The 25152-nt window shown below is 65.4% G+C and carries 25 protein-coding genes; 4 read left to right on the forward strand and 21 right to left on the reverse strand.

Features of this window, described 5'->3' with window-relative positions; translation table 11 throughout:
- The first annotated feature begins 7 nt into the window (after nucleotides 1-7).
- Nucleotides 8-1183: a PspC domain-containing protein gene (locus AB0H22_RS02410; protein ID WP_358144499.1), complete on the forward strand. Its 1176-nt coding sequence runs from the start codon at nucleotides 8-10 to the stop codon at nucleotides 1181-1183.
- 4 nt (nucleotides 1184-1187) lie between these two features.
- Complete coding sequence (locus AB0H22_RS02415) at nucleotides 1188-1454, forward strand: hypothetical protein (protein WP_358146009.1); 267 nt, start codon at nucleotides 1188-1190, stop codon at nucleotides 1452-1454.
- A gap of 7 nt (nucleotides 1455-1461) precedes the next feature.
- Here the strand turns inward: AB0H22_RS02415 and guaA are convergent, their stop codons facing one another.
- The 4 genes from guaA to guaB all read right to left on the reverse strand — a co-directional run bounded on the left by guaA (nucleotide 1462) and on the right by guaB (nucleotide 7651).
- Nucleotides 1462-3030 (reverse strand): glutamine-hydrolyzing GMP synthase, encoded by a 1569-nt coding sequence (gene guaA / locus AB0H22_RS02420; protein WP_180748597.1) that lies wholly within the window; start codon nucleotides 3028-3030, stop codon nucleotides 1462-1464.
- Nucleotides 3031-3112: 82 nt separating this feature from the next.
- Complete coding sequence (locus AB0H22_RS02425; protein ID WP_358144501.1) at nucleotides 3113-4858, reverse strand: GMC family oxidoreductase; 1746 nt, start codon at nucleotides 4856-4858, stop codon at nucleotides 3113-3115.
- Between the two features lie 93 nt (nucleotides 4859-4951).
- Nucleotides 4952-6088, reverse strand: a complete 1137-nt coding sequence (locus AB0H22_RS02430; RefSeq protein WP_180748599.1) for a GuaB3 family IMP dehydrogenase-related protein — start codon at nucleotides 6086-6088, stop codon at nucleotides 4952-4954.
- Nucleotides 6089-6115: 27 nt separating this feature from the next.
- A complete protein-coding gene (guaB, locus tag AB0H22_RS02435; protein WP_180748600.1) occupies nucleotides 6116-7651 on the reverse strand; it encodes an IMP dehydrogenase in 1536 nt (511 codons plus the stop codon).
- 163 nt (nucleotides 7652-7814) lie between these two features.
- Here guaB and AB0H22_RS02440 point away from each other — a divergent pair, with 163 nt between their 5' ends.
- Nucleotides 7815-8219 (forward strand): DUF5319 domain-containing protein, encoded by a 405-nt coding sequence (locus AB0H22_RS02440; protein WP_005056069.1) that lies wholly within the window; start codon nucleotides 7815-7817, stop codon nucleotides 8217-8219.
- 16 nt (nucleotides 8220-8235) lie between these two features.
- Here the strand turns inward: AB0H22_RS02440 and AB0H22_RS02445 are convergent, their stop codons facing one another.
- The 3 genes from AB0H22_RS02445 to AB0H22_RS02455 form a co-directional block, all read right to left on the reverse strand.
- A complete protein-coding gene (locus tag AB0H22_RS02445; RefSeq protein WP_358144512.1) occupies nucleotides 8236-9582 on the reverse strand; it encodes an anti-sigma-D factor RsdA in 1347 nt (448 codons plus the stop codon).
- Complete coding sequence (locus AB0H22_RS02450; protein ID WP_180748602.1) at nucleotides 9575-10153, reverse strand: sigma-70 family RNA polymerase sigma factor; 579 nt, start codon at nucleotides 10151-10153, stop codon at nucleotides 9575-9577. The genes AB0H22_RS02445 and AB0H22_RS02450 overlap by 8 nt, the downstream gene beginning before the upstream one ends.
- A gap of 89 nt (nucleotides 10154-10242) precedes the next feature.
- Nucleotides 10243-11076, reverse strand: a complete 834-nt coding sequence (locus tag AB0H22_RS02455) for a hypothetical protein (RefSeq protein ID WP_358146011.1) — start codon at nucleotides 11074-11076, stop codon at nucleotides 10243-10245.
- Between the two features lie 361 nt (nucleotides 11077-11437).
- Between AB0H22_RS02455 and AB0H22_RS02460 the strand changes: the two genes are divergently transcribed.
- On the forward strand, nucleotides 11438-11728 hold the full coding sequence (locus AB0H22_RS02460; RefSeq protein WP_358144515.1) for a WhiB family transcriptional regulator: 291 nt from the start codon (nucleotides 11438-11440) through the stop codon (nucleotides 11726-11728).
- Between the two features lie 68 nt (nucleotides 11729-11796).
- Here AB0H22_RS02460 and AB0H22_RS02465 read toward each other — a convergent pair whose 3' ends face one another.
- The 14 genes from AB0H22_RS02465 to glmS form a co-directional block, all read right to left on the reverse strand.
- The gene (locus tag AB0H22_RS02465; protein ID WP_180749700.1) at nucleotides 11797-12123 is read right to left on the reverse strand and encodes a DUF4333 domain-containing protein; all 327 of its coding nucleotides are present in this window, start codon (nucleotides 12121-12123) and stop codon (nucleotides 11797-11799) included.
- An 85-nt stretch (nucleotides 12124-12208) separates the two neighbouring features.
- A complete protein-coding gene (groL, locus tag AB0H22_RS02470; protein ID WP_180748604.1) occupies nucleotides 12209-13828 on the reverse strand; it encodes a chaperonin GroEL in 1620 nt (539 codons plus the stop codon).
- Between the two features lie 135 nt (nucleotides 13829-13963).
- Nucleotides 13964-14266 (reverse strand): co-chaperone GroES, encoded by a 303-nt coding sequence (gene groES / locus AB0H22_RS02475; protein ID WP_032668542.1) that lies wholly within the window; start codon nucleotides 14264-14266, stop codon nucleotides 13964-13966.
- Between the two features lie 155 nt (nucleotides 14267-14421).
- Entirely contained in the window at nucleotides 14422-14544 is a 123-nt protein-coding gene (locus AB0H22_RS02480; RefSeq protein WP_358144518.1) for a hypothetical protein, read from the reverse strand.
- On the reverse strand, nucleotides 14541-15575 hold the full coding sequence (gene tsaD / locus AB0H22_RS02485; protein ID WP_180748605.1) for a tRNA (adenosine(37)-N6)-threonylcarbamoyltransferase complex transferase subunit TsaD: 1035 nt from the start codon (nucleotides 15573-15575) through the stop codon (nucleotides 14541-14543). The genes AB0H22_RS02480 and tsaD overlap by 4 nt, the downstream gene beginning before the upstream one ends.
- Nucleotides 15576-15582: 7 nt before the next feature.
- A complete protein-coding gene (gene rimI, locus AB0H22_RS02490) occupies nucleotides 15583-16044 on the reverse strand; it encodes a ribosomal protein S18-alanine N-acetyltransferase (RefSeq protein WP_180748606.1) in 462 nt (153 codons plus the stop codon).
- On the reverse strand, nucleotides 16041-16664 hold the full coding sequence (tsaB, locus tag AB0H22_RS02495) for a tRNA (adenosine(37)-N6)-threonylcarbamoyltransferase complex dimerization subunit type 1 TsaB (protein WP_358144521.1): 624 nt from the start codon (nucleotides 16662-16664) through the stop codon (nucleotides 16041-16043). The genes rimI and tsaB overlap by 4 nt, the downstream gene beginning before the upstream one ends.
- Nucleotides 16661-17128 carry a tRNA (adenosine(37)-N6)-threonylcarbamoyltransferase complex ATPase subunit type 1 TsaE gene (tsaE, locus tag AB0H22_RS02500; RefSeq protein WP_358144523.1) on the reverse strand — a complete coding sequence of 156 codons (468 nt, stop codon included), beginning with the start codon at nucleotides 17126-17128 and terminating at the stop codon, nucleotides 16661-16663. The genes tsaB and tsaE overlap by 4 nt, the downstream gene beginning before the upstream one ends.
- Nucleotides 17125-18216: an alpha/beta hydrolase gene (locus AB0H22_RS02505; RefSeq protein ID WP_180748609.1), complete on the reverse strand. Its 1092-nt coding sequence runs from the start codon at nucleotides 18214-18216 to the stop codon at nucleotides 17125-17127. The genes tsaE and AB0H22_RS02505 overlap by 4 nt, the downstream gene beginning before the upstream one ends.
- Nucleotides 18206-19390 (reverse strand): alanine racemase, encoded by a 1185-nt coding sequence (alr, locus tag AB0H22_RS02510; protein ID WP_180749701.1) that lies wholly within the window; start codon nucleotides 19388-19390, stop codon nucleotides 18206-18208. The genes AB0H22_RS02505 and alr overlap by 11 nt, the downstream gene beginning before the upstream one ends.
- Before the next feature lie 32 nt (nucleotides 19391-19422).
- Complete coding sequence (locus AB0H22_RS02515; protein WP_358144525.1) at nucleotides 19423-20841, reverse strand: glutamate decarboxylase; 1419 nt, start codon at nucleotides 20839-20841, stop codon at nucleotides 19423-19425.
- 10 nt (nucleotides 20842-20851) lie between these two features.
- Nucleotides 20852-22285 carry an NAD(P)H-hydrate dehydratase gene (locus AB0H22_RS02520; RefSeq protein ID WP_358144527.1) on the reverse strand — a complete coding sequence of 478 codons (1434 nt, stop codon included), beginning with the start codon at nucleotides 22283-22285 and terminating at the stop codon, nucleotides 20852-20854.
- Nucleotides 22282-23235 (reverse strand): alpha/beta fold hydrolase, encoded by a 954-nt coding sequence (locus AB0H22_RS02525; RefSeq protein ID WP_358144529.1) that lies wholly within the window; start codon nucleotides 23233-23235, stop codon nucleotides 22282-22284. Before AB0H22_RS02525 ends, AB0H22_RS02520 begins: the two co-directional genes overlap by 4 nt.
- A gap of 9 nt (nucleotides 23236-23244) precedes the next feature.
- Nucleotides 23245-25110, reverse strand: coding sequence for a glutamine--fructose-6-phosphate transaminase (isomerizing) (gene glmS, locus AB0H22_RS02530; RefSeq protein ID WP_358144531.1), 1866 nt, complete (start codon nucleotides 25108-25110; stop codon nucleotides 23245-23247).
- Nucleotides 25111-25152: the final 42 nt, after the last annotated feature.

The following is a 25152-nucleotide window of genomic DNA, read 5'->3' on the forward strand; positions in this document are numbered from 1 at the left end:
TGCTGTCATGGACACCGATACGGACACCAAGCGGGCGCCGTCCTCCACGCTTGGGGACATGTGGCGAACCCGGCCCTTGCGACTACCGGGACACGGAAAGCTCGCCGGTGTGGCCGCGGGAATCGGATACCGCTACAACGTCGATCCGCTGTTGGTACGCGTAATTTTCGTGGTCACAACATTTTTCGGCGGCGCCGGTGCGGTGATGTACGTGGCGTGCTGGCTGCTGATGCCCACTGCCCGCTACACCACCCCATATCACGAGTCCAAGGTTAAGACGGTCTTCTGGATCATCGTCCTGTTGCTCGTCGGCGGGCCGTTCATCGACACCGACCGAGAGCCGTGGGGATTGGTCAGTGCCGCGGTCCTACTCGGCGGCTGGTATCTGCTCTATCAGCGCCAGACCGAGCCTCCGGCGGCCCCGAAAACCAACGCGGCCGGCTCCGCAGTGAGCGGTGCCGACCAGGCCACCGAGGATGACCAGACCGATAACGCCACAGCGGCGACCACACCGGCCGGCCTGAACGAGCCGCTGCTGGCGGCCCCACCCGCATGGGACCCGCTACGGGCGGCGCCCTTTGCCTGGGACCTACCCAATCCGGCTCCCCTGCCCGCACCGCCGGTCAAGCCCAAGTCCCGCGTGGCGAAGGTGACTATCGGCGCGGCAATCATCGTCAGCGCGATACTCGTGGCCATCGGGCTGTTGGGCGGCAGCTGGGTGACACCCGTGGTGGTGACGGCGGCGGCACTGGTTGTCGTAGGGGTCGGCATGCTGGTGGGTGCATGGCTCCGCAGCGGTTACTCCCTGCTCTTCCTGGCGATTCCACTGACCGGGTTCGTCATCGTGGCCTCCGCGGTGGGCCCACTGGAGGTGTCCCTCAACATCGGCGACCAAAGCTACCGCCCCACAGAGGCTTCCGACATACAGAGCGACTACGAGATCGGCGTGGGCACCATCACCCTTGACCTCACACAGATCAAGCTCACCGGCGACAAGACGGTGAACCTCCGTGCCGGGCTGGGCGACATCCAGGTGCTGGTTCCAGCGTCGATGAACGTACACAGCAAGTGCGAGGTGAACGTCGGCAGCTTCGACTGCCTACCCTCACCCACCAGCACCGGTCCGGTACTGACAATCAACTCCAAAATCAACATGGGAAGCATTGAGGTGCAACGTGTCTGAGAACATGAACGCCGCGGCAGACGCCGACAGCAACATCACGCCGGAAAACCGGGCGGAGTCCCTACCTGAAGTCACTGCCCACGAGAAGGTCAGGCCGTCCATTCTCCTGGCGCTGTCCGGTCTGGCCGCATTGATCGTCGGGGGTTGGGCACTGACCGGTCAGGATTTCGGCGAACTGGTGGTCAGCGACCTGCTCGGCTGGGTCGCGATCGCCATCGCCATCGCCATCGGCGTTGCGCTGGTGGCGGTTCCGGCCCGACAAAACCGCTAGCTTCGCGTCATTCCCATTCGATGGTGCCGGGCGGCTTGCTGGTGATATCCAGGACCACCCGATTCACCTCCGGCACCTCGTTGGTGATCCGGGTGGAAATCCGCTCCAGCACCTCGTAGGGCAGTCGCGTCCAGTCCGCCGTCATGGCGTCCTCACTGGACACCGGGCGCAACACGATGGGGTGCCCGTAGGTGCGGCCGTCGCCCTGCACTCCGACCGAGCGGACATCGGCCAAGAGCACCACCGGGCACTGCCAGATATTGCGGTCCTGGCCCGCGGCGGTAAGTTCCTCGCGCGCAATGGCATCGGCGCGACGCAGGGTATCCAGCCGGTCAGCAGTGACCTCGCCGACGATCCGGATTGCCAGCCCCGGCCCGGGGAAGGGTTGGCGGCCAACGATTTCCTCGGGCAGACCCAGTTCACGACCGACCGCGCGAACCTCATCCTTAAACAGCAGACGCAGCGGCTCCACGAGGGCGAAGCTCAGGTCCTCTGGCAGCCCGCCCACGTTGTGGTGGCTCTTGATATTGGCCGTACCGCTGCCTCCCCCGGACTCGACGACGTCCGGGTACAGCGTGCCCTGCACCAAAAAATCGATCCCATCCTCCGAGTTGCCAATCGCGTCGGAGACGGCGCCCTCGAACGCCCGGATGAATTCACGGCCAATGATTTTGCGTTTGGCCTCCGGGTCGCTGACACCGGCGAGCTCGCTCAGGAATGTCTCGGCGACATCGACAGTCACCAGCTTGGCGCCGGTTGCCGCGACGAAGTCGTGCTGCACCTGTGCCCGCTCGCCGCTGCGCAGCAGACCGTGGTCAACGAACACACAGGTAAGCCTGTCACCGATGGCGCGTTGCACCAGGGCTGCCGCCACCGCCGAGTCCACCCCACCGGACAGCCCGCACAATGCGCGTCCGTCACCGATCTGCGTGCGGACCTGCTCGACCAGCGACTCTGCGATATTGGCTGCCGTCCATGTGGATTCGATGCCCGCGAATTCATGCAGGAAGCGGCTGAGTACCTGTTGTCCATGTGGCGAGTGCAGCACCTCGGGGTGATACTGCACGCCGGCCAGCCGACGCGATCGATTCTCGAACGCCGCGACGGGGGCGCCCTCGCTGCTGGCGACGACGGTAAAACCTTGTGGCGCCTCTGTTACCGCGTCGCCGTGGCTCATCCAGACGGGCTGTAGCTCAGGCAGACCATCATGTAAGTCTCCACCCGAGACATTCAGCTCGGTGCGGCCGTACTCGCTGGTGCCGGTGTGTGCGACCGTGCCGCCAAGCACCTGCGCCATAGCCTGAAATCCGTAGCAGATACCGAAAACTGGAACATCTAAGTCGAATACGCCCGGATCGAGCTGAGGCGCCCCCACCTCGTAAACACTCGACGGGCCGCCGGACAGGATGATTGCCCGCGGGTCGCGTTCCTTGATCTCCTCGATGCTGGCCGAGTGCGCGATCACCTCCGAGAACACGCGTGCCTCGCGGACCCGCCGCGCAATCAGCTGCGCGTACTGCGCCCCGAAATCGATGACCAGAACCGGTCGGTCGCCATGCTGCTCCGTTTGCGCCACCGGCTTAGCTTAATGGTGCCGATAGGTGGCCCGACGAGCTGGGGGAACCGCCCACTTGCGGGGGAGAGCGCAGCGACCGGGTCTAACTAACTGACCTCACCGGTTCGATCGGAAGACGTCGCAACGCACCGGGTGCACCCACCGGGACCACGGGGTGCGCCGGCGGAACCGGCGACATCCGCTGGTATGCCAGCCCCTGCTGCGGACGCAGGTCGATCTCACCCTTGTTCGGCCACAACGACGCCGCCCGCTCGGCCTGTGCGGTGATGCTCAGCGACGGGTTGACACCCAGGTTCGCCGAGATCGCCGCCCCGTCCACGACGTACATGGTCGGGTAGCCGTACACCCGGTGATAGGGGTCGATGACGCCGTCCTCCGGGCTGGTCCCGATGACCGCACCGCCCAGGAAATGCGCGGTGAGCGGGATGTTGAACAGCTCGCCCCAGGTGCCGCCAGCCACACCGTCGATTTTGGCGGCAAGTCGCCTGGTGGCCTCGTTCCCGGCGGGAATCCAGGTGGGATTGGGTTCGCCGTGGCCCTGTTTGCTGTCCAAGCGCCGCCAGAACAGCGTCTTCTTGGTGAACGTGGTGATCGAGTTGTCCAGGTGCTGCATGACGAGAGCGATCACGGTCCGCTCGCTCCATTGCGTCACGTTGAGCATCCGCAGGGTGCCCCTGGGGTCAGCGCGGGCGGCCTCGATGAGCTGGCGCCATCGCGACTTCTCGCCGTCCCCGTCGGTCATCAGGGTCTGCAGCAGCCCCATCGCGTTGGACCCCTTGCCATACCGGACCGGCTCGACATGGGTATCGCTGGTGGGGTGGAACGAGGACGTGATGGCCACCCCGTGGGTGAGGTCCAGGTCGTCCTTGTATTCCAATCGCCCTGCGCCGACGATGGATTCGGAGTTGGTTCGCGTGAGCACGCCCAACCGATCCGAAAGCCTGGGCAGCAGGCCCTTGTCCTTCATCTTGAACAACAGGTTCTGCGTGCCCCAGGTACCCGCAGCGAGTACGACGTGCTTGGCGGTGTAGGTCTTGCGCTGCTTACGCAGCCAGCGGCCGGTGGCCTTGGTGGACACCTGCCACACGCCATCTGCGCCCTCTTCGACTGCGGTGACTGTCGTCAACGGAATGACCTGGGCACCAGAGGATTCAGCCAGCCCCAGATAGTTCTTGACGAGGGTGTTCTTGGCGCCGACCCGGCAACCGGTCATGCAGGAACCACACTCGGTGCAGCCCACCCGGTCGGGTCCGGCACCGCCGAAGTAGGGATCGGCCACCTTGACTCCGGGAGCCTTGGCGCCGTCGGGCCCGAAGTAGACACCCACCGGTGTGGCGACGAAGGTGTCGCCGGCACCCATATCGTCGGCGACCTCCTTGATGAGTCGATCCGCATCGGTGAAGGTGGGGTTCTTCACCACGCCAAGCATCCGCTGCGCCTGCTCGTAGTGCGGGGAGAGCTCAGCGCGCCAGTCGGTGATGCCCTTCCACTGCGGATCGCTGAAGAATGGCTCGGGCGGTACGTACAGCGTGTTGGCGTAGTTCAGCGAGCCACCGCCCACCCCGGCACCCGCCAGGATCATGCAGTTACTCAGCAGATGGATCCGCTGAATCCCGAAGCACTTGAACATCGGCGCCCACAGGAACTTGCGCAGATCCCACGATGTCTCGGCGAATTCCTCGTCCGAGAACCGACGACCCGCCTCCAGGACCCCTACGCGGTAACCCTTTTCGGTCAACCGCATGGCGGTGACGCTCCCGCCGAATCCGGATCCGACGATGAGGACGTCAAAGTCAGGTTCTGGCTGGACTGCTACCGGTGATGACATCGTTGGCCTACCTCCGCGTGGTCACGTTACCGACCAGTATGGAATACAACGAGGGGGGTTATGTAAATTAGGTCACCCTAAGTAGACACACGTCTAAGAGGTGACGGTCAGGCCGACCTTCTGGAACTCCTTGAGATCGCAGTATCCGGCCTTCGCCATCGAACGACGGAGGCCGCCAACGAGATTCAACGTACCGAACGGGTCGTCGGACGGCCCGTTGAGCACCTCACTCAGTGGTGGCCGCTCCCCCACCGCCACCTGCAGCAGCGCACCACGGGGCAGCGAGGGATGCGCGGCAGCATTGGGCCAGAACCACCCGTCACCCGCGGCCTCCCGCGCGGCCGCCAGCGGCGTGCCCAGCACGACGGCGTCGGCACCACAGGCGATGGACTTCGCAAGATCGCCCGAGGTGTGGATGTCGCCATCGGCCAACACGTGGACATACCGGCCGCCGGTCTCGTCGAGATACTCACGGCGGGCGGCGGCGGCGTCGGCGATGGCGGTGGCCATGGCCACGCTGATGCCCAGCACCTCTCCACTGGTTGTCGCACCCGCGGTCTGCCCGTACCCGACGATGACACCCGCGGCCCCGGTCCGCATCAGGTGTAAGGCCGTGCGGTGATCGATCACACCACCGGCGACAACCGGGATATCCAGTTCGGAGATAAAGGTTTTCAGGTTGAGAGGCTCGCCGTCGCGGGCCACCCGCTCGGCCGAGACGATGGTGCCGTGGATGACCAGCAGGTCGATACCGGCGGCGATCAGATGCGGGGTGAGCAGCTGCGCATTCTGCGGGCTCACTCTCACGGCGGTGGTCACGCCGGCCCCGTGAACCTCGGTGATGGCCGCCGCCAACAGCTCGGGATCGATTGGTGCCGAATGCAATTCCTGTAGCAGACGAATCGCGGCAGAAGGCTCCGGCTCCTTCTGGGCGATCTCGACCACCTCGGCGATGCGCGCCTCGACGTCGGCGTGCCGGCCCCACAATCCCTCACCGTTGATGACGCCGAGCCCGCCGGCCCTGCCGAGTTCGATTGCGAAGCGCGGCGATACCAGCGCGTCGGTCGGGTGCGCCACCACCGGAATCTCGAAACGATACGCATCGAGCTGCCACGCCGTCGACGCGTCCTGTGAGGAACGAGTGCGGCGCGACGGAACGATGTTCACATCATCGAGCTCGTAGGTGCGGCGAGCTGTTCTGCCCATGCCAATTTCGACGAGGTCACGCATCTTGACTCCCTTTGTCGTGCCGAATGCTCAACGCACGTAGTAGTTCGGCGCCTCGGCCGTCATGGTGATGTCGTGCGGATGGCTTTCCTTCAGCCCCGCCGCGGTGATCTGTACGAACTGAGCGCGCTGTAGCTCCTCGATGCTCGACGCCCCGGTGTACCCCATGGCCGCGCGCAGCCCGCCCGTCAGTTGGTGCATGACCGTCGACAAAGGACCACGGAACGGAACCCGGCCCTCGATGCCTTCGGGTACCAGCTTGTCCTCCGACAACACATCGTCCTGGAAGTAGCGGTCCTTCGAGTAGCTCTGCCCGGTGTTTCCCGCAGCACCGCGCCCCTGCATGGCACCCATCGACCCCATACCGCGGTAGCTCTTGAACTGCTTGCCGTTGACGAAGATCAGCTCGCCGGGCGACTCCGCGGTACCCGCCAGCAGTGACCCCAGCATGGTCGTGGACGCACCGGCCGCGAGCGCCTTGGCGATATCGCCCGAGTACTGCATGCCGCCGTCGGCGATGACGGGCACACCGGCGAGGTGGCAGACCGCAGACGCCTCGAGTATCGCGGTGATCTGTGGTGCGCCGACACCTGCCACCACGCGTGTGGTGCAGATGGAACCCGGTCCCACGCCGACCTTCACCGCGTCGGCGCCTGCTTCGATGAGCGCCGCAGCGCCCGACCGAGTGGCCACGTTGCCGCCGACCACGTCGACGCGCTCGCCCACCTCGGCCTTGAGCTTGCCAACCATGTCGAGCACCTTGCGGTTGTGTGCGTGCGCGGTGTCCACGATCAGCACGTCGACACCGGCATCCGCAAGAGCCATGGCCCGGGCCCATGCGTCGTCGCCCACACCGACGGCCGCACCGACCAGGAGCCGACCGTCACTGTCCTTGGTGGCGTTGGGATGCTGTTCGGTCTTCGCGAAGTCCTTGACCGTGATGAGACCGGTCAGGCGGCCCTGTCCGTCGACGATCGGCAGCTTCTCGATCTTGTGGCGCCGCAGCAGCCCCAGCGCGGCGTCGGCGGTCACACCCTGGCGCGCGGTGATCAGCGGTGGCTTGGTCATGACCTCGGCGACCGACTTGGACAAGTCTGCCTCGAACCGCATATCGCGGTTGGTGATGATGCCGACGAGCGAACCGGCCTTGTCGACCACGGGCAAGCCGGAGATCCGGAACCGGGCGCATAGGGCGTCGACCTCGGCCAGCGTGTTCTCCGGCGAGCAGGTCACCGGGTTGGTGACCATACCGGCCTCGGACCGCTTGACGGTCTCGACCTGGCCGGCCTGAGCCTCCAGCGAGAGATTGCGGTGCAGCACGCCCATGCCGCCGGCGCGCGCCATCGCGATGGCCATCCTGGCCTCGGTAACGGTGTCCATGGCCGAGCTGACCAGCGGGACGCTCAGTCTGATCCGCTTCGTCAGCTGCGATGAGGTGTCGGCGCCGCTCGGCAACACATCCGATGCCGCAGGCAGCAACAGCACATCGTCGAAGGTCAAACCGAGCATGGCGACCTTGTGCGGGTCGTCGCCGCCGGTGTGGACGGACCCTGCCGCAATGGTCATTCAAGCCTCCATGCCAGATAGCCGTCGTATTCATCCCAGGTGTGGAACGGGAAGGAGTAGATCCATCCTATCGGCTCGTCTCGGCTGCAATGTCCCGGACATATGCGCGGGCATGCCCCAGGTGAGCTGGCGCGCGAACCCGCGAATTGCGTACTCTAAGGGTGTGCGCGACCACTTTCCGCCGGGATTGCCACCAGACCCGTTCGCCGACGATCCCCACGATCCGTCGGCCGCGCTCGACGCTATCGAGCCGGGGCAACCGCTCGACCCGCAGGAGCGGATCGCGGTCGAGGAGGATCTTGCCGACCTCGCGGTCTATGAGGCGTTGCTGGCCCATAAGGGAATTCGCGGCCTCGTGGTGTGCTGTGACGAATGCCAGCAGGATCACTATCACGACTGGGACATGCTGCGCGCGAACCTGCTGCAGCTGCTCGTCGACGGAACCGTCCGCCCGCACGAGCCGGCCTTCGATCCCGAACCGGAAGCCTACGTGACCTGGGATTATTGCCGCGGATACGCAGATGCCTCACTCAACGAGGCGGCGACGGACCGCGACGGGTTCCGCTGATCCATTCGTTCTCGGCCTATTCGCCGGAGCTCGTACCCGATCCACTGCCCTGATTCGACGACCCGCCGCCCGGGTTGGCCGGTGCCACCGGCACCGACGTCATTACCGGCATGTGTCGCGACGGACCGTCAGAGCCAGAACCCGCGTTCCCGCCGCTGCCGGGGAAACCATGGATGTTCCCTGATCCTGGGTTGTTGGGTGCTTGATAGATCGGCACTTGGTTGTCGGGAGTGCGAGTAATCGGTGACGGCGCTTGGATCGTCGTCGGCGCAGTGATGGCGGGACTGTCGCCGATCCCCCGCTGGGTGGTGACGATGGTCACCCCCTCGGGAGTGGTCGGGACGGTTTGGACCGGCGCTGTAGACGGCGGCGTGGTGCCGATGGCGGATCCCGGCACCGAAGTGGATGTACCGGGCGTCGACGGTGCCGTTGACGTCTCCGTCGCGCTGGACGGTGTCGATGTCGCCGTCGATGTCGAGCTCGGGGGCGTCGACGTGGCCGACGAGGTGGTTGACGTAGACGTAGAACTTGTCGACGTTGATGTCGATGTCGTAGAACTTGTCGACGGGGAGTCGGAGGTACTCGTTGATGTCGAACTAGTCGTCTCCGTCGGCGACGAAGGCGTTGTCGTCGTCTCGGACGTGGTGGCGGTCGACGATGTCGTCGAGGTGGTCGAACTCGTGATGGGCGCAATCACCGGCGGCGACAGCATGATCCGCGGTGTCTCGGTCACCATCGCCGGCGGCACCGTCGCCTCCGGGTTCTTGGCATCGATCCTGACCTCGGCCTGCTGGACCCGGCTGGCCAACTCGGCCTTCTGTTGGGCATCGCCGACCTCGTTGACGCGCGCGGCGGCCACTCCGAGCTGCTGCTGCGCCCCCTCCCAATCTCCTTGGGAGATAAGCTTTTCCACCTGTGCGAGTTCGGTCTGTGCCGACAACACCACGGGATCGGTACGCACCGTCGGGCCGGTGCCGAACAGCGAACTTCGCAGCCCATACAGCGCGTCACCGGGATGCGATTGGTAAAGCGCCGCACCGAATCCGCCGAATAGCAGCGTCACGGCGGCAGCCGAACCCACCGTCGTGGCCAGGAGCCGCGAACGGCCACCACGGTCACGCAGTGCGTTACGGGCCTGCCCAAGTGTGGGTTTCGCCGGCATCGGCTCGCGCCCGACATCCTCACGCCACGCCGCCAGCATCATCGCCACGGCGTACTCATCGGAATCAGAGGTGGCCACCGGCAGATCGGCCGCAATGGCATCGATCATCCGGTTGGTGCGCCGCAGCGCCGCCAGGTCCTCCGGCCCCTCGTTGCCCGGCCCGCCCTGCCCACCGGGGAACCATCCGCGTCCGTCAGCCACGGTGATCACCTGCCCGGGTCATCTCGGCCTTGAGCTTTTGCAATGCCCTGTGCTGCGCCACCCGCACTGCGCCCGCACTACTGCCGACCGCATCGGCGGTCTCCTCCGCCGAGAGGCCGACGACAACGCGCAAGATCAAGATCTCGCGCTGCTTCTCCGGTAGCACTTCCAACAGGGCCTGCATCCGTCGCGCCGATTCGGAGTTCAACGCCTCCTGCTCGGGCCCCGCATTGCGGTCGAACTGCTCGGGAAGGGTCTCTGCCGGATCGGACTTGTCCCGGGACATCGCCCGGTGCGCATCGGCAACCTTGTGTGCGGCGATGCCGTACACAAACGCCAGGAACGGCCGTCCCTGATCCCGATAACGAGGCAGTGCTGCGATCACCGCGAGACACACCTCCTGCGCAACATCGTCGGCGGAGAGACCACTTCTTTCCGTCGTACCGACACGCGCGCGGCAATAACGCACCACGACGGGCCGGATGGCACCAAGTACCTCGGAAAGCGCGTCGCGATCGCCTTTGACGGCAGCAGCAACGACGTCGTCGAGCCCGCTCTCCGTACTTGTCATCGACTGCGCATTCCCCAGTGTTACGTGTGGTGCACCGTAGTGGTGCTGTTACCTAGGACAATAGCGTTGGACGCCACGGGGCAACGCATTTAGTCCACCACCTCAAGGCGCCAGCGCCCGCCTGCGCGCACTATCCCCGCGGCACATTCGCGGCGAACGGCAACGAGTTCCTCGAGACTGTGCCGGGCCCCCTCGAACGACGGCAGACCCGCCAACATCGCCGCCAGCGCCCAACGCAGCGGCACCAACCCATTCGTCGTCGCGGCCTGCAGCCCGCGCGCCGCGACCGCAGCAGACTCATCGAAATCCCCGGCGCTGCTGAGCGCCGCGGCGAGCACCATCGCGGTCTTGACCTGGTGTCTTACCGATGGAACATCCGCCGCGAGCTGTTCGGCAGTGCGGGCATACCGAAGCGATCGCGGGCCGTCGCCAGACACCATCGCCAGCTCGGCGTGCACCCAGGCCAGTCGCAGGGGCAGCCGCCACGGCCAACGAACGTCGCCCGGTGCGGACAGAGCCTCGGCCTGTTCCAGTAACGCGTGAGCGAGTGGGAATCGCGCCAGACCCAGCGCATCCGCCGCCAACCCGATGAGCGCATCGGACCGTGCTTCCGCATCCGTGCCCGCCACCGCCAGCGCTCGGCCGTCCAAACCGCGAGCCTGTGCATGCCACCCGAGCTGGCGCACGAGCGATGCGCGTGTGCTCTGCGCTAACGAGGCCAACCGGCCTGTCCGGCCACCCGGCGCCACCAGCGCGTCCAGCTCGGCATCAGCGGCCGCATACCGCCCCGCTCCCCCCAGCGCCACGGCGCGCAGCCAGGCATCCTCACCTGTCGAGGCAGGCGGAAGTGGCCAAGTAGCTGGAAGCGGCCCGAAGGCGGCAGCCGTCAGCACGGCCGGTGTGGAGGTTCGGAAAATGACCATGGGAGCGGTCACGGTACCAATTTCCCCCAATATGGAGTTAACAGTTGATGCAGCGGATGTTAAATCGACGTCAACGGGTGGCGTAAACAGTTACCCAACACAGCATTAAGTAAACGGAAAGCCCACGGCCAAAACCCGCTGACCACGCAGGTGAGCGACCGCCACATACCAGTCGTGAGCAAAGACGATGAACGTGATGTTAATTCTGGACCTCTTAGCGTGATGTTGCCATGATCATCGCCTATTGACTGGATTTCAGCCGCGCACCTACGTTGTGTACACCGCTTGTCATCGGCGACACGTCTGGTGCTACTTCACTCACGCGCAGGTCGACTGCGCGCGCAGCGAGAGGGTTAACCACATGCCGCAGCCACAGCAACTGCCTGGGCCCAACGCAGATATTTGGGATTGGCAGATGAAGGGCCTTTGCCGAGGAGTCGACTCCTCGGTGTTCTTCCATCCCGACGGTGAACGCGGCCGCGCTCGCGCCCAGCGCGAGATGAAGGCCAAGGAGATGTGCCGGGCATGCCCGGTGCTGGTGCAGTGCCGCGCACACGCGCTGGCCGTCGGCGAGCCCTACGGAATCTGGGGTGGACTCTCGGAGGCCGAGCGCGAACTGATTCTGCGTCGCGGGGTTCGCCGCACCGCCTAACACGTCAAACAAACGTCGGGCCCCCGCACCCAGATGGTGGCGGGGGCCCGACGTTTGCGGAACGACTGTTACGGGGTCGAGCCTGCCGACTCGGTGTTGACCGCCCAATTGAAGTAGATCTGCGATCCCTTGACGTCGGTTGCTATCACGGTGACTTCGATCGTCTGGCCCTCGGTGTCCACAACCTTGCACCGCTGCGTTGCGCCCTTCTCACCCTTCAGCGGCCCGTCACACGTGGCGCTGGTGATCTTGATACCGGTCTTGCTCTTGATTCCGTCCTTGAGCCCGTCCTGCAGCTTCGATGTGGACAGCTCGGAGGTCAGCCCCAGATCGAAGGCTCCCCCGCAGCCAGTGAGTAACAGCGCGGCGAGAACAACAGCCGACAGTCGAGAGATACAAGTACTCATGCACCTAAGTAAACCGTCGCAGAAACGAAAACACCCCCGGCCACTCGGGCCGGGGGTGTTTTCGTAGTACCGCCTAGTGGGCGTGACCGTGATGGCCGTGCCCGTGGTCGACTGCCCCGGCAGGTTTCTCCACAATCGCCGTCTCAGTCGTGAGGATCATCCGTGCCGCGGACGCCGCGTTGATGACGGCCGAGCGGGTCACCTTCACCGGGTCGATGACGCCATCGGCGATCAGGTCGCCGTACTCCAGCGTCGCGGCGTTGAAACCGTGCCCGGCATCGAGCTCGGCCACCTTGCTGACCACAACGGCTCCGTCCAACCCCGCATTGGTGGCGATCCAGAACAGGGGCGCGGAGAGCGCGGCCTCGAACACGTCGACACCCTTGGCCTCATCACCCTTGAGCTCGACACGCAAGCCGTCCAGCGCCGAACGGGCCTGCACCAGGGCGCTACCGCCGCCGGCGACGATGCCCTCCTCCACAGCCGCCTTGGCCGCCGAGACGGCGTCCTCCACGCGGTGCTTGCGCTCCTTGAGCGCGGTATCGGTGGCAGCGCCCACCTTGATCACAGCCACGCCGCCGGCCAGCTTGGCGAGCCGCTCCTGCAGCTTCTCGCGGTCCCAGTCCGAGTCGGTGGTTTCGATCTCCGCCTTCAGCTGCGCGACGCGCGCCTTGATGGCCTCCTCGGAGCCGCCGCCGTCGACGATGACCGTCTCGTCCTTGCTCACCACGACGCGGCGGGCAGTTCCGAGCACCTCGATACCCACCTCGCGCAGCGACAGGCCCACGTCGGGGTTGACCACCTGCGCGTTGGTGATGATCGCCAGGTCCTCCAGGAATGCCTTGCGGCGATCCCCGAAGAATGGCGCCTTGACCGCGACGGCCTTGAGGGTCTTGCGGATCGCGTTGACGACCAGGGTGGACAGCGGCTCGCCTTCCACATCCTCGGCCACGATCAGCAGCGGCTTACCCTCCTTGGCCACCAGCTCCAACAGCGGCAGCAGGTCCGGTAGCGAGCTGATCTTGTCGCGGTGCAGCAGCACCAGCGCGTCCTCCAGGATCGCCTTCTGCTCGTCGAAGTCGGTAACGAAGTACTGCGACAAGTAGCCCTTGTCGAACTGCACACCATCGGTGATGACGAGCTCGGTGTTGATGGTCGACGACTCTTCGACGCTGACCACGCCGTCCCTGCCGACCTGGGTCATGGCCCGGCCAACCAGCTCGCCGATCTCGGGGTCACGCGAGGAGACCGTGGCCACCTGCGCGATCGCGTGCTCGCCGGATACCGGGGCGGCCACGGTCAGCAGACGCTCCGACACCGCGTCGGCGGCACGGGCGATACCGGCCCCGAGCGCGATCGGGTTGGCACCGGCGGCCACGTTGCGCAGACCGGCATGTACCAGCGCCTGAGTCAACACCGTGGCGGTGGTGGTGCCGTCACCGGCGACGTCGTTGGTCTTGGTGGCCACCGATTTGACCAGCTGAGCGCCCAGGTTCTCGAACGGGTCTTCCAGGTCGATATCGCGGGCGATGGTGACGCCGTCGTTGGTCACGACAGGACCGCCGAACGCCTTGGCCAGCACCACGTGCCGTCCGCGGGGACCGAGCGTGACCTTGACCGCGTCGGACAGCTTGTCGACCCCGGCTTCCAGGGCGCGGCGCGCGGTCTCGTTGAATTCGATCAGCTTGCTCATGTGTTCTCTCTATTCAGCGTCGAGAAGGCACTCGGGTACAGATTCCGGGTTCTCGCGGAAAGGAATGGGGGCCGAACGCATGCCGCCCCGGAAATCGCCTGCGGTGCAGGTGGTTTCCGGGGCGGTCACACAGTGCTACTTGCTAACGACAGCCAGTACGTCGCGAGCCGACAGGATCAGGTACTCCTCGCCGTTGTACTTGATCTCGGTGCCGCCGTACTTGCTGTAAATGACGACGTCGCCCTCGGACACGTCCAGGGGGATCCGCTTCTCGCCATCCTCATCCCAGCGGCCGGGGCCAACTGCGACGACGGTGCCTTCTTGCGGCTTCTCCTTGGCGGTGTCCGGGATGACCAGACCGGAAGCGGTCGTGGTCTCGGCCTCATTGGCCTGCACGAGGATCTTGTCCTCGAGTGGCTTGATGTTCACGGCCACAATGATCCCTTTCGCTCTCAGGGTGGCTCGGTGGGCCTGATGCCCACGAGCCTGGATTGTCAATAGATGTTTCGGCAGCCGGATGAATGCCGAGTCGTCGTCGCGGGTGCCGACACGACGTCAACCGATCGCCATCTAGCACTCTATACATGAGAGTGCTAGTGCTCAAGGCTGGGCTGTTCCTTACCGCCCAGAGTCCCCGGACCGATGAGCAGATGGGTGATGGCGAGTCGATCGCCGATGCTCAACTCCCCCTGCTGCGCGCCGCGCGAGACGCTCATCGCACCTGCCCTTTCACGACGGGAAGTCCGGGGTCCGCGGCGGCCTGCAGCGAGGACGGTTCCGCGCCCGCAGCCACCAGATGCGCCGCGAAGGAGGCGATCATGGCGCCATTGTCGGTACACAACCGCAGCGGCGGTACCCGGAGCGTCACACCGACGTCGGCGCACCGCTGCTCGGCGAGTTCACGCACCCGCGAGTTGGCGGCCACCCCGCCTGCAATCAGCAGTGTCGACACCCCTAGATCCGTCGCCGCCCGCACCGCCTTCATGGTCAGCACATCGGCCACCGACTCCTGAAAGCCGGCGGCCACGTCTGCAGGGACGAAATCGGAGTCTTCGCGGTGTTTTTCCACGTAGCGTGCGACTGCCGTCTTGAGCCCGGAGAAGCTGAAGCTGTGCCTGTCGTCGCGCGGCCCCGTCATACCACGCGGAAACTGAACCGCCGACGAATCACCTTCTCGCGCAAGATCGTCAAGCACCTTGCCGCCCGGGTATCCCAGCCCGAGCAGCCGGGCCACCTTGTCGTAGGCCTCACCGGCCGCATCGTCGACCGTGGCACCCAGTTCCTCGATGGGCTCGGCCAGCGACCGTACGTGCAAGAGACTGGTATGCCCGCCCGAGACCAGGAGCGCCACGCATTCGGGTAACGGCCCGTTCTCGTAGACGTCGGCGGCAATATGCCCGCCCAGATGGTTCACGCCGTAAAACGGCACCCCCCAGGCCAGCGCCAGTCCCTTGGCGGCCGAGACCCCGACGAGGAGCGCACCGGCCAGCCCCGGCCCAATCGTCGCAGCGATCACGTCGGGCTTCTGCACACCGGCGATGTCCAGTGCACGCCGTGCAGTGACGCCGAGAGCCTCCAGATGGGCGCGCGACGCGATCTCGGGAACCACCCCGCCGAAACGTGCATGCTCGTCGACGCTGGACGCCACCTCATCGGCCAACAGCACCACAGATCCGTCGGGGGTCAGCTCGGCGATACCCACTCCGGTTTCGTCGCAGGAGCTTTCGATGGCGAGGATGACTGTCATGACGGGTTCAGCCTAAGCGACCAGGGCGTTTCATGGTGAAGGCGTCGGCTCCGCTACCCGGGTAGTACCGCTTGCGCACGCCGACGGTCTCGAATCCGGTACCGCGGTAGAGAGCAATCGCCGCCTCATTGTCGGTGCGCACCTCCAGGAAAATCGGCCCCGGGTCTTGGTCGGCATGCGCGAGCAACCCGTCCAGCAGCCGCTGCCCGATACCCCGTTTCTGGTACGCGGGATCGACACCGATGGTGTGAATCTCGTACTCCGGTTCGTGATGCCCTAACCGGGAGATGCCGCCGTACCCCACGAGGGTGCGTCCGTCCCTGGCCGCTAGATAGTGAAGGTGCGAGGACTCAAGCTCGGCACGAAAGGCTGACTCCGGCCACGGGTCGTCGCCCACGAACAGGATCGCCTCAAGCTCGGCGCAGCGGCGGATATCGCGCCGACGAAGTGGCCCGAGCTCGATCGTCATCGACGGGGTTCTTGGGCATCGGGGCGACGCAGGTACAGCGGGGTCAATGCCCCCGGCGGTTGGCCCCAATCGGCCGCGAGCACCAGCCGGGACGGCGACGGGTACCGACGGTCGAGTACCGGGAGGTCGAAAAGCGTTGTGTGGTCTGGCGATCCGGCCACCTGGGCGTAGCTCTGCCATGGCACGTCTGCGGGGGCGTTGACCGCGGGGCCGCTGATACGCGTTCCGTCCCGGTATCCGGCCCAGTACACCTCGCGTCGGCGCGCGTCGGTGACGACGAGGACGCTGCCGACGGTGCCATAGCCGATGGCATCGAGAGTGCAGACCGAATACACCGGGATGTCCAGTGCCAGGCCCATCGCCGATGCGGTCGCCATACCCACGCGCAGTCCCGTGAACGGGCCCGGGCCGCAGCCCACCACGATGGCACCGAGATCACTGACCGGGACGCCCGCGTCGGCGCACGCTGCCCCGATGTTCGGCGTGAGGGCCTCCGCATGCCCCCTGGCGCCCATGGTGATTCGCTCGGACAGGGTCTGCACCGACCCATCCGGTGAGCGTCTGACAAGCCCCGCCGTGATGGCGGGGGTAGCCGTGTCCACGGCGAGTATCACGCTCATAGCTCACGGCTCCAATGCCAGGTCGCGGTGCGCTCATCGGAGTCGATCGCACGTTCCAGCCGGATGTCCAGATGGTGTTCCGACAGCCGCTCGGCGAGTCCCTCGCCCCATTCGACGACCACCACCGAATCGTCCAAATCGGTATCCAGGTCCAACGAGTCGAGCTCTCCGATCAGGTCGGTACTTTGGTGTTGCAGCAGCCGGTAGACATCCACGTGCACCAACGCCGGAGCACCCACCCGCCGTGCCTCATGGACCCTAGCCAGCACATACGACGGTGAGGTGATGGGACCTTCGACATCCAGACCCTGAGCGATCCCCTTGGTCAACGCGGTCTTGCCGGCGCCGAGAGGCCCGCTCAACACGATCACATCGCCCGCGACGAGATCACGTCCGATCCGCACCCCGAAATCAAGCGTGTCCTGCAGCGTCGGCAGCGCGACGGTCCCCGACTCATCGATCACAGCCCGGTCCTATCACGCAGACGCTGCTTGATAGCGGAAAAGAGTGTCGGCGTTGAACGCATGACAAGCCGGTCAATACCGTCGTTGACGATTCCCGGATGCTCCAGCTGCACCAGATGCCCAGACTCGCTTACCAGGATCAACTCGTTATGCCCGTTTGGTCCCAATTGCGCTGCCATGGACTCCGATTCAGTCTGCGGAGTGAGCATGTCAGTGTCCCCGCACACCACCAAACTGGGCAACGGCGCAATAGTCGGCAGCGCCGCGGTCTCGTCGTGCTGCTCCAGAGCCCGCAGGAAATCCACGATGGTGGTGACCGGAGTCTGATGGATCATCCGTTCACTGAACTTCACCAGTGTGGGGCTTACCCGCCGGCCTCCGTACGACGCGGCCTGCAGCACCGGGCCGACGAGTGATTTGACGGCGCCGCGACCGTGGTGGGCGGGACGAGGCGCGTAATGCACGGCCGTCCGCAGGACGCGCAGCGCCGGATTGCGCAGACCTTCGCCGATCGCGGTCTGCGAAAGACCTTCGGCCGCACTGGCGATCAAGCCAACGCCGACAATCTTGCGGCCATATTGCTCGGGGTGGCGTCCGGCGTGCGCAAGAATGGTCATACCGCCCATCGAGTGCCCCACCAAGACCGCGTTACCCCGGGGCACCAGCAGACGTAACACGGATTCGAGATCGTCGCCGAGCTGGCTGATGGTGCAGGACTCCGGGGCAGGAAGGCCCGAACGCCCGTGTCCGCGTTGGTCATAGAAGACCATGCGGACCTTATCGCCCCAGCGGCTCGCAAGTTCGCGACGCTGGAAATGAAACGACGCCATCTGCAGACAGAAGCCGTGCACGAACACGACGGTCAGCGGCGCGTTCGCCGGGCCCACCTCGCGGACCGCCAGCGGCACACCGTCATCGGTCATCACGATGCTGCCGCGATCGGTCTCCAGAAGGTCGAAGTTCTCGCTGCGATAGGGGTCATCGAACTTACGTCTGCCGATCGAGCGCGCAGTGCCGACACCGGCCACCGCGACCACGGCGCCAAGCCCCGTGACGCCTGCCAGCCAGGCGTTCGACTTATTGCTCAACGGTCCCGGAATCCCGATACGTCCGCACGATCCTGCCCCGCGGGCCGGTGACCACTTCGTAGGCGATGGTGTCGAGCAGTTCCGCCCAATCCTGCGCGGTGGGCTCTCCCGCAGCACCCGGCCCGAACAGCGTCGCGACATCGCCGGGCTTCACCCCGGCCTCGTTGTCACCTACGTCGACCACGAACTGGTCCATGCAGACGCGCCCCACATTCGGGTAACGACGCCCACCGATCGCCACCTCAAAACGGTTACCCAACCCGCGGGTCACACCGTCCGCGTACCCGATCCCGACAAGTGCCGCGTTGGTGTCATGCGGAGCCGTCCACACGTGGCCGTACGACACGCCTTCGCCGGCCCGCACCGGCTTCACCGAGGACACCGCACAGGTCACAGACATCGCCGGGATCAGGTCGGTATCCACCTCGCCTGGCATCGGGTTGATGCCGTACACCGCAATACCGGGGCGCACCATGTCATATCGGACATCGGGCCGGGTCAATGTGGCCGCCGAATTCGACAGGTGCGCCAGCTCGTAACGCACACCAAGGCTGCGGGCCAGCTCAAGCGCCTCGTCGAACCGGCGGATCTGCATGTCGATGGTGGGATTACCGGGCTGATCGGCATATGCAAAATGAGACATGATGCCGCGCACCCGAATTGACTGCTCGGACTGCGCCTTCGCCAACGCCTCGAAGAGGTCACGGGTGTACTCGGCGGGTACCCCATTGCGATTGAGCCCGGTGTCCACCTTGACGGTCGTTATCGCCTGGCGTCCCGTGGACTGCGCCGCCTCGATCAGCTCACTCAGCTGGTCGAGCGAGGACACCGCGATCTCGATGTCAGCCGTGAGCGCGGCGGCGTAGTCGGCGCCAGGCGCGTGCAACCAGGCGAGCAGTGGCGCATCGATACCCCCGGCCCGAACCTGCAGTGCCTCGCTGATGGTGGCGACACCCAGCTCGTCGGCTCCAGAGGCGACCGCGGCGCGTGCGACCTGTACGGCCCCGTGCCCGTAACCGTCGGCCTTGACGACCACCATGAGCCGAGCCGAGCCCGCGTGCTCACGAAGCAGCCGGACATTGTGTGCGATAGCGCCGAGGTCGACGACGGCCTGCGCCGTGGTCTCCCCCGTGTTCGGCGGGAGACCGGCTGCAGGCGCTGTGGTCTTCGGAATTGTCGTCACCGCCCATATTGTCCCACCACCCGCTAGTGAGCGAACGGCTGCACCGCGTCGAAGTGACCCTTCGGTTTCAGCTCGTCAAGACCCTTCAGCACGGTGACGAGGTCGTCGCGCAGCGCCCGGGCCAGGTCCGCCGAGAAGCCCTCGCGCACCACCACCCTCAGCACCGCGATATCGGTGACGTCAGCGGGCATGGTGTACGCCGGCACCTGCCAGCCGAAGGCCCGCAGCGAATGCGAGATGTCGAACTCGGTGTACGGACGTTTACCCTTCAGCCGGAACGACACCACCGGGATCTGCGAACCGTCCGTGATCACCTCGAAGTGCTCGCTCATGCGTAGTTCGTCGCCTAACCAGCGGGCGGTCTCCGACAGACAGCGCATCACCTGTGTGTATCCACCCCGGCCCAACCTCAGGAAGTTGTAGTACTGCCCCACCACCTGGTTACCCGCCCGGGAGAAGTTCAAGGTGAACGTCGGCATGTCACCGCCCAGGTAGTTGACCCGGAACACCAGGTCTTCGGGCAGATGCTCCTTGCTGCGCCACACCACGAAGCCGATCCCGGGGTAGGTCAGGCCGTACTTGTGCCCGCTGACATTGATGGACACCACCCGGGGCAGCCGGAAGTCCCAGCGCACGTTCGGGTGCAGGAACGGCACCACAAAACCTCCACTGGCCGCATCAACGTGCACCGGGACATCGGGCTTGCCGGGTGTGGTCGCCAATTTGTCCAGCGCCGCGCAGATCTCGGCGATCGGCTCCAGCTCACCGGTGAACGTGGTGCCCAGGATGCCGACGACCCCGATGGTGTCCTCATCCACCGCGTCGAGAACCTGCTCGGGGGTGATGACATACCGGCCCTCTGCCATCGGCAGGTATCGCGGCTCGACATCGAAGTACCGGCAGAACTTCTCCCACACCACCTGCACGTTGGAACCCATCACCAGGTTCGGCGTGCGCCGCTTCCAGCCGTCACCCACCTTGGCGCGCCAGCGCCATTTGAGAGCCAGCCCGGCGAGCATCACCGCCTCACTCGATCCGATGGTCGACACCCCGACCGCCGATGACGGGTCCTCAGCGGACAGATCGTCGGCGTGGAACAGATCTGCCACCATCGCAACACATCGCGACTCGATCGCGGCGGTCGCCGGATACTCGTCCTTGTCGATCATGTTCTTGTCGAACGTCTCGGCCATCAGCTTCTCGGCCTCGGGGTCCATCCAGGTGGTCACGAAGGTGGCCAGGTTCAACCGCGAACTGCCATCGAGCATCAGCTCGTCGTGAATGAACCGATAGGCGGCCTGCGGGTCCATCGGCTCGTCGGGGAGGCGCAAGGCCGGAATGGGCGCCCTCGACAACCTGCCGGTGTAGGCCGGACTGAACGACGAGGCATGTACCTTTCCGGCGTGCGCCGAAAGATGGAACTGATCGCTGGGGTTCGACATACCCCAATTCTCACCTTATTTCGGCGACCGCCCACCGCAGATGGCCAAGAAGGCGGGAAGCCGAAATCGGGGCGTCACTCGGACCCGGATCTGCCGCGGCGGCAGAGGCCGCGCGGGCATGCACATACGCGCCCATCGCAGCGGCCTTGTCCGCGGGAATCCCAGCGGCCAGCAGCGCACCGATCACACCCGCCAGCACATCGCCCGAACCTGCTGTCGCGGCCCACGATCCGTGCGCCCGGTTCACATACGCCGTCCCATCGGGCTGGGCGATGACGGTGACGTTGCCCTTGAGCAGCACCGTGGAGTTGAGTCGCGCGGCCAGCGACCGCGCGGCACCTATCCGGTCGAGGCCGGGCGGCGTGCCTGCCAGTCGTGCAAATTCACCGGCGTGTGGGGTCAGTATCGTCGCTGCTTTGCGTGCGGCGACGAGATCGGCCAGGTCCGCGTGCTCTGCGAGGATCGTCAGGGCGTCCGCATCAACGAGCACGGGTAGCTCGCTCGAGAGCACCCGCCGCAGGGTCCGCGCCCCACGCTCGCCCGTCCCGTATCCGGGACCGATCACCCAGGCCTGCACCCGACCTGCGGCCTCCTCGGTCTGTGTGGCAATCGCTTCCGGCCAATGCGAAACCACCTCGGCGGCAGCCGTTCCGGCGTACCGGACCATCCCGGACGTCGCAGCGACGGCGGCGCCGGTGCACAGGATCGCCGCCCCGGGGTAGGTGCTCGATCCCGCCAGCACACCCGTGACGCCCTGCGTGTACTTGTCGTCGGCCGGTCCGGGAACGGGCCATGCGACCGCCACATCATCGGCATCGAGTTCCCGGATCTCCGATACGGGCAAATCCAGCCCGATGTCGATCAACCTGACGTCGCCGCAATCACCAAGAACATGAACGGGTTTGTAGGCGCCGAACGTCACCGTGACGTCGGCTCGAAAGGCCGGGCCATCAACCGCCCCGGTGTGTACGTCGACGCCGCTGGGGATGTCCACCGCAATCACCGGAAGACCCTGGGCAGTGATCTGTTCGGCGATCTCGGCGGCCCCCGGCCGCAGCGGACCGGTGCCCGAGATTCCCACGACGCCGTCGACGACGAGGTCGGTGTCGTTGGGCACCGCGGACACCACCCGACCGCCGGCCTTACGGAACGCCGTCAGACCGGCGCGGTGGGCCCGATCTGGATTCAGCAGCACGGCATTGACGGACACCCCACGCCGACGCAAGAATGTCAACGCCCACAAGGCGTCTCCCCCGTTGTCTCCGGAACCCACGATCGCACAGACGCTCCGCCCGGCCACGACACCTGATCGCCGCGACAACTCACCCACGACGACGGTGGCCAGTCCGTATGCCGCGCGCCGCATCAACGCGCCCTCGGGCAAGGAAGCCAGCAGCGGCGCCTCGGCCTCCCGGATCTGGTCGGCGCTGTAGTAGTACCTCATGAACTGCGAACTCCCCTCGCTCCCTCGTCTATGTCATCGAGGAACTGGTGGGTGAGATCGGAAATCCGCTCCGGGAATTCGCCGTTGAGTGCGTGCGATGCATCGCTCCACATCTCGACCCGGGCGTGCGGCAGTAGCTTTCGCGCCCGCGCAGCGGCCCGCTCGGGGCGATGGACGATGCTGCGCCCCGCGATCACCGCGAGTACCGGCACCTGTAACCCCCGCAGCTGCTCATCATCGAACGGACGGGGCGTCGGTAGATACATCGCGAAATCCCGCATACCGGAGGAGATCAGCGCAGCCTCGGGTATGGATTCATCGACCGGCACGCCACCCGATATCCAGCTCAACAAGCGATTCCGGATCCACTGCGGCATGCCCGGAATGATTGAGCCGAGCGATACCACGATCATCTTCCACGTGACCGGCGCGAACGTCATCGCCGGATCAAGCAGGGTCAGCGAAGCGAGTCGATTCGGGTAGCGGACGGCGTGATTCACGGCATTCCAACCACCGATCGACAAGCCGAGCATATGCACCCGATCGAGCTCGAGTCCGTCGAGTGCGTCCTCAAGCCAATCGGCCTGATCCGCGGCACCGCCGATCGCCTTGTGCTGCACGCTCATCCCGGCCTCCCCAAGCAGGTCCAGGGTATAGACGGTACGCCGCGGGATCAGTGAGGCCAGGTTGGCGCGCCACATGGGAGTGGATGCGTTCCGGCCGGGAAGCAGGACCAATGGGGTACCAGACGCTGAGCCAAATCTGTACGCCCGCACGATCCCGAGCCGCGTGTCAACGTCCACGCTGGAGATCACCGCGGGCAGTTCTTCCATTCCGCGCAGATATGCCCCCACAAACCTGCCGAATGCCTCCGCGTCGATAAAATGGCCCAGTTTCTCAGCAGCCCAACGTTTTCCGACGCGATGTTCAGGGACCGCGACGCTCGCCACAGCGAAACGCTATTCGACGGTTACCGATTTGGCCAGGTTTCGCGGCTTATCCACGTCATACCCACGGGCCTGCGCCACCGCCGCGGCAAAGACCTGCATCGGAATCGTGGACAGCAGCGGTTGGTACAACGTCGACACAGCCGGAATCTCGATGAGATGGTCCGCATACGGCCGAATTGTCTCGTCACCCTCTTCGGCGATGACGATCGTACGCGCCCCGCGGGCCTGAATCTCACGAATGTTGCTGAGCAGCTTCGAATGCAGCAGCCCCATGCCCTTGGGCGATGGCATCACCACGATGACCGGCAATCCCTCTTCGATCAGCGCGATCGGCCCGTGCTTGAGCTCACCGGCCGCGAAGCCCTCGGCATGCATGTACGCCAGTTCCTTGAGCTTGAGCGCACCTTCAAGCGCTACTGGGTACCCGACATGGCGCCCCAAGAACAGGATGCTGGAGGACTGCGCGTACTGCCGAGCAAGCTCAGCGACCGGATCCATCGCATCGATGACGCGCTGGATCAGCTCCGGCATGGCCTCCAGCTCGTGGTACTCACGAGCCACCTCGTCCGGGTACTTGGTCCCGCGAGCCTGCGCCAAGGCAAGGCCCACAATGTAATTGGCGGTGACCTGAGCGAGGAACGTCTTTGTCGCGGCCACACCGATCTCCGGCCCGGCACGCGTGTACAGCACCGCATCGCACTCACGGGGAATCTGCGAACCGTTGGTATTGCAGACGGCCAGCACCTTGGCCTTCTGCTCCTTGGCGTGTCGCACCGCCTCCAAGGTGTCCGCAGTCTCACCCGACTGCGAGATGGCGACGACAAGCGTGCTGCGATCCAAAACCGGATCACGGTAACGGAATTCGCTCGCGAGCTCGATTTCCACGGGCAGCCGCGTCCAGTGCTCGATGGCGTACTTGGCCAGCAGCCCCGAGTGGAATGCCGTACCGCAGGCCACCACAAACACCTTGTCGATATCGCGTAGCTCTTGATCGGAGAGCCGTTGCTCGTCGAGCACTATCCGACCGTGGTCGAAGTGCCCCAACAGGGTGTCGGATACCGCCGCCGGCTGTTCGGCGATCTCCTTGAGCATGAAGTACTCGTAACCGCCCTTTTCCGCGGCCGACAGATCCCAATCGATCTTGAATACCCGGGCATTGTGGGTATCGTCATTGCCTGCGAAGTCGGTGATGCGGTAGCCGTCCGCCGTGATGACAACAACCTGATCCTGCCCCAATTCGACAGCATCCCTGGTGTACTCGATGAACGCGGCGACATCGGACCCGAGAAACATCTCGCCGTCGCCGATGCCGACAACCAGCGGAGTTGACCGGCGGGCCGCCACAATCGTGCCCGGATCGTCCGCGTGGGAGAAGACGAGAGTGAAGTGCCCCTCCAGTCGTCGCACCACTGCCTGCACCGAAGCCACAAAGTCGCCGGCGGTGTCGCCGGATTCGTACTGATGCGCCACCAGGTGCACGGCCACTTCGGAATCGGTATCGCTGGCGAACTCGACGCCGGCGGCCTCCAACTCGGCGCGCAGCACCGTGAAGTTCTCAATGATTCCGTTGTGAACCACCGCCACCTTGCCGGAAGCGTCACGGTGCGGGTGGGCGTTGCGGTCAGTCGGCGCACCATGGGTGGCCCAGCGGGTGTGGCCCATCCCCGTCGTCGCGGCGAAGGATTCACCGGATTCCGCGATCGCCGACTCCAGGTTGGCCAGCCGGCCAGCTCGCCGCTGCACCAGAAGTCCACCGCTGCCATCGACCAGCGCGACCCCAGCGGAGTCGTAGCCCCGGTACTCGAGCCGACGCAGCGCCTCAAGGACGACACCAAGAGCGTCCCGGTGGCCGACGTACCCGACGATTCCGCACATAGCGCACCAGGGTAGTTCAGTTCCCGCCGCAGCCTGCAACGC

It is taken from the genome of Mycobacterium sp. NPDC050853, assembly GCF_040653875.1.
Lineage (GTDB): Bacteria > Actinomycetota > Actinomycetes > Mycobacteriales > Mycobacteriaceae > Mycobacterium.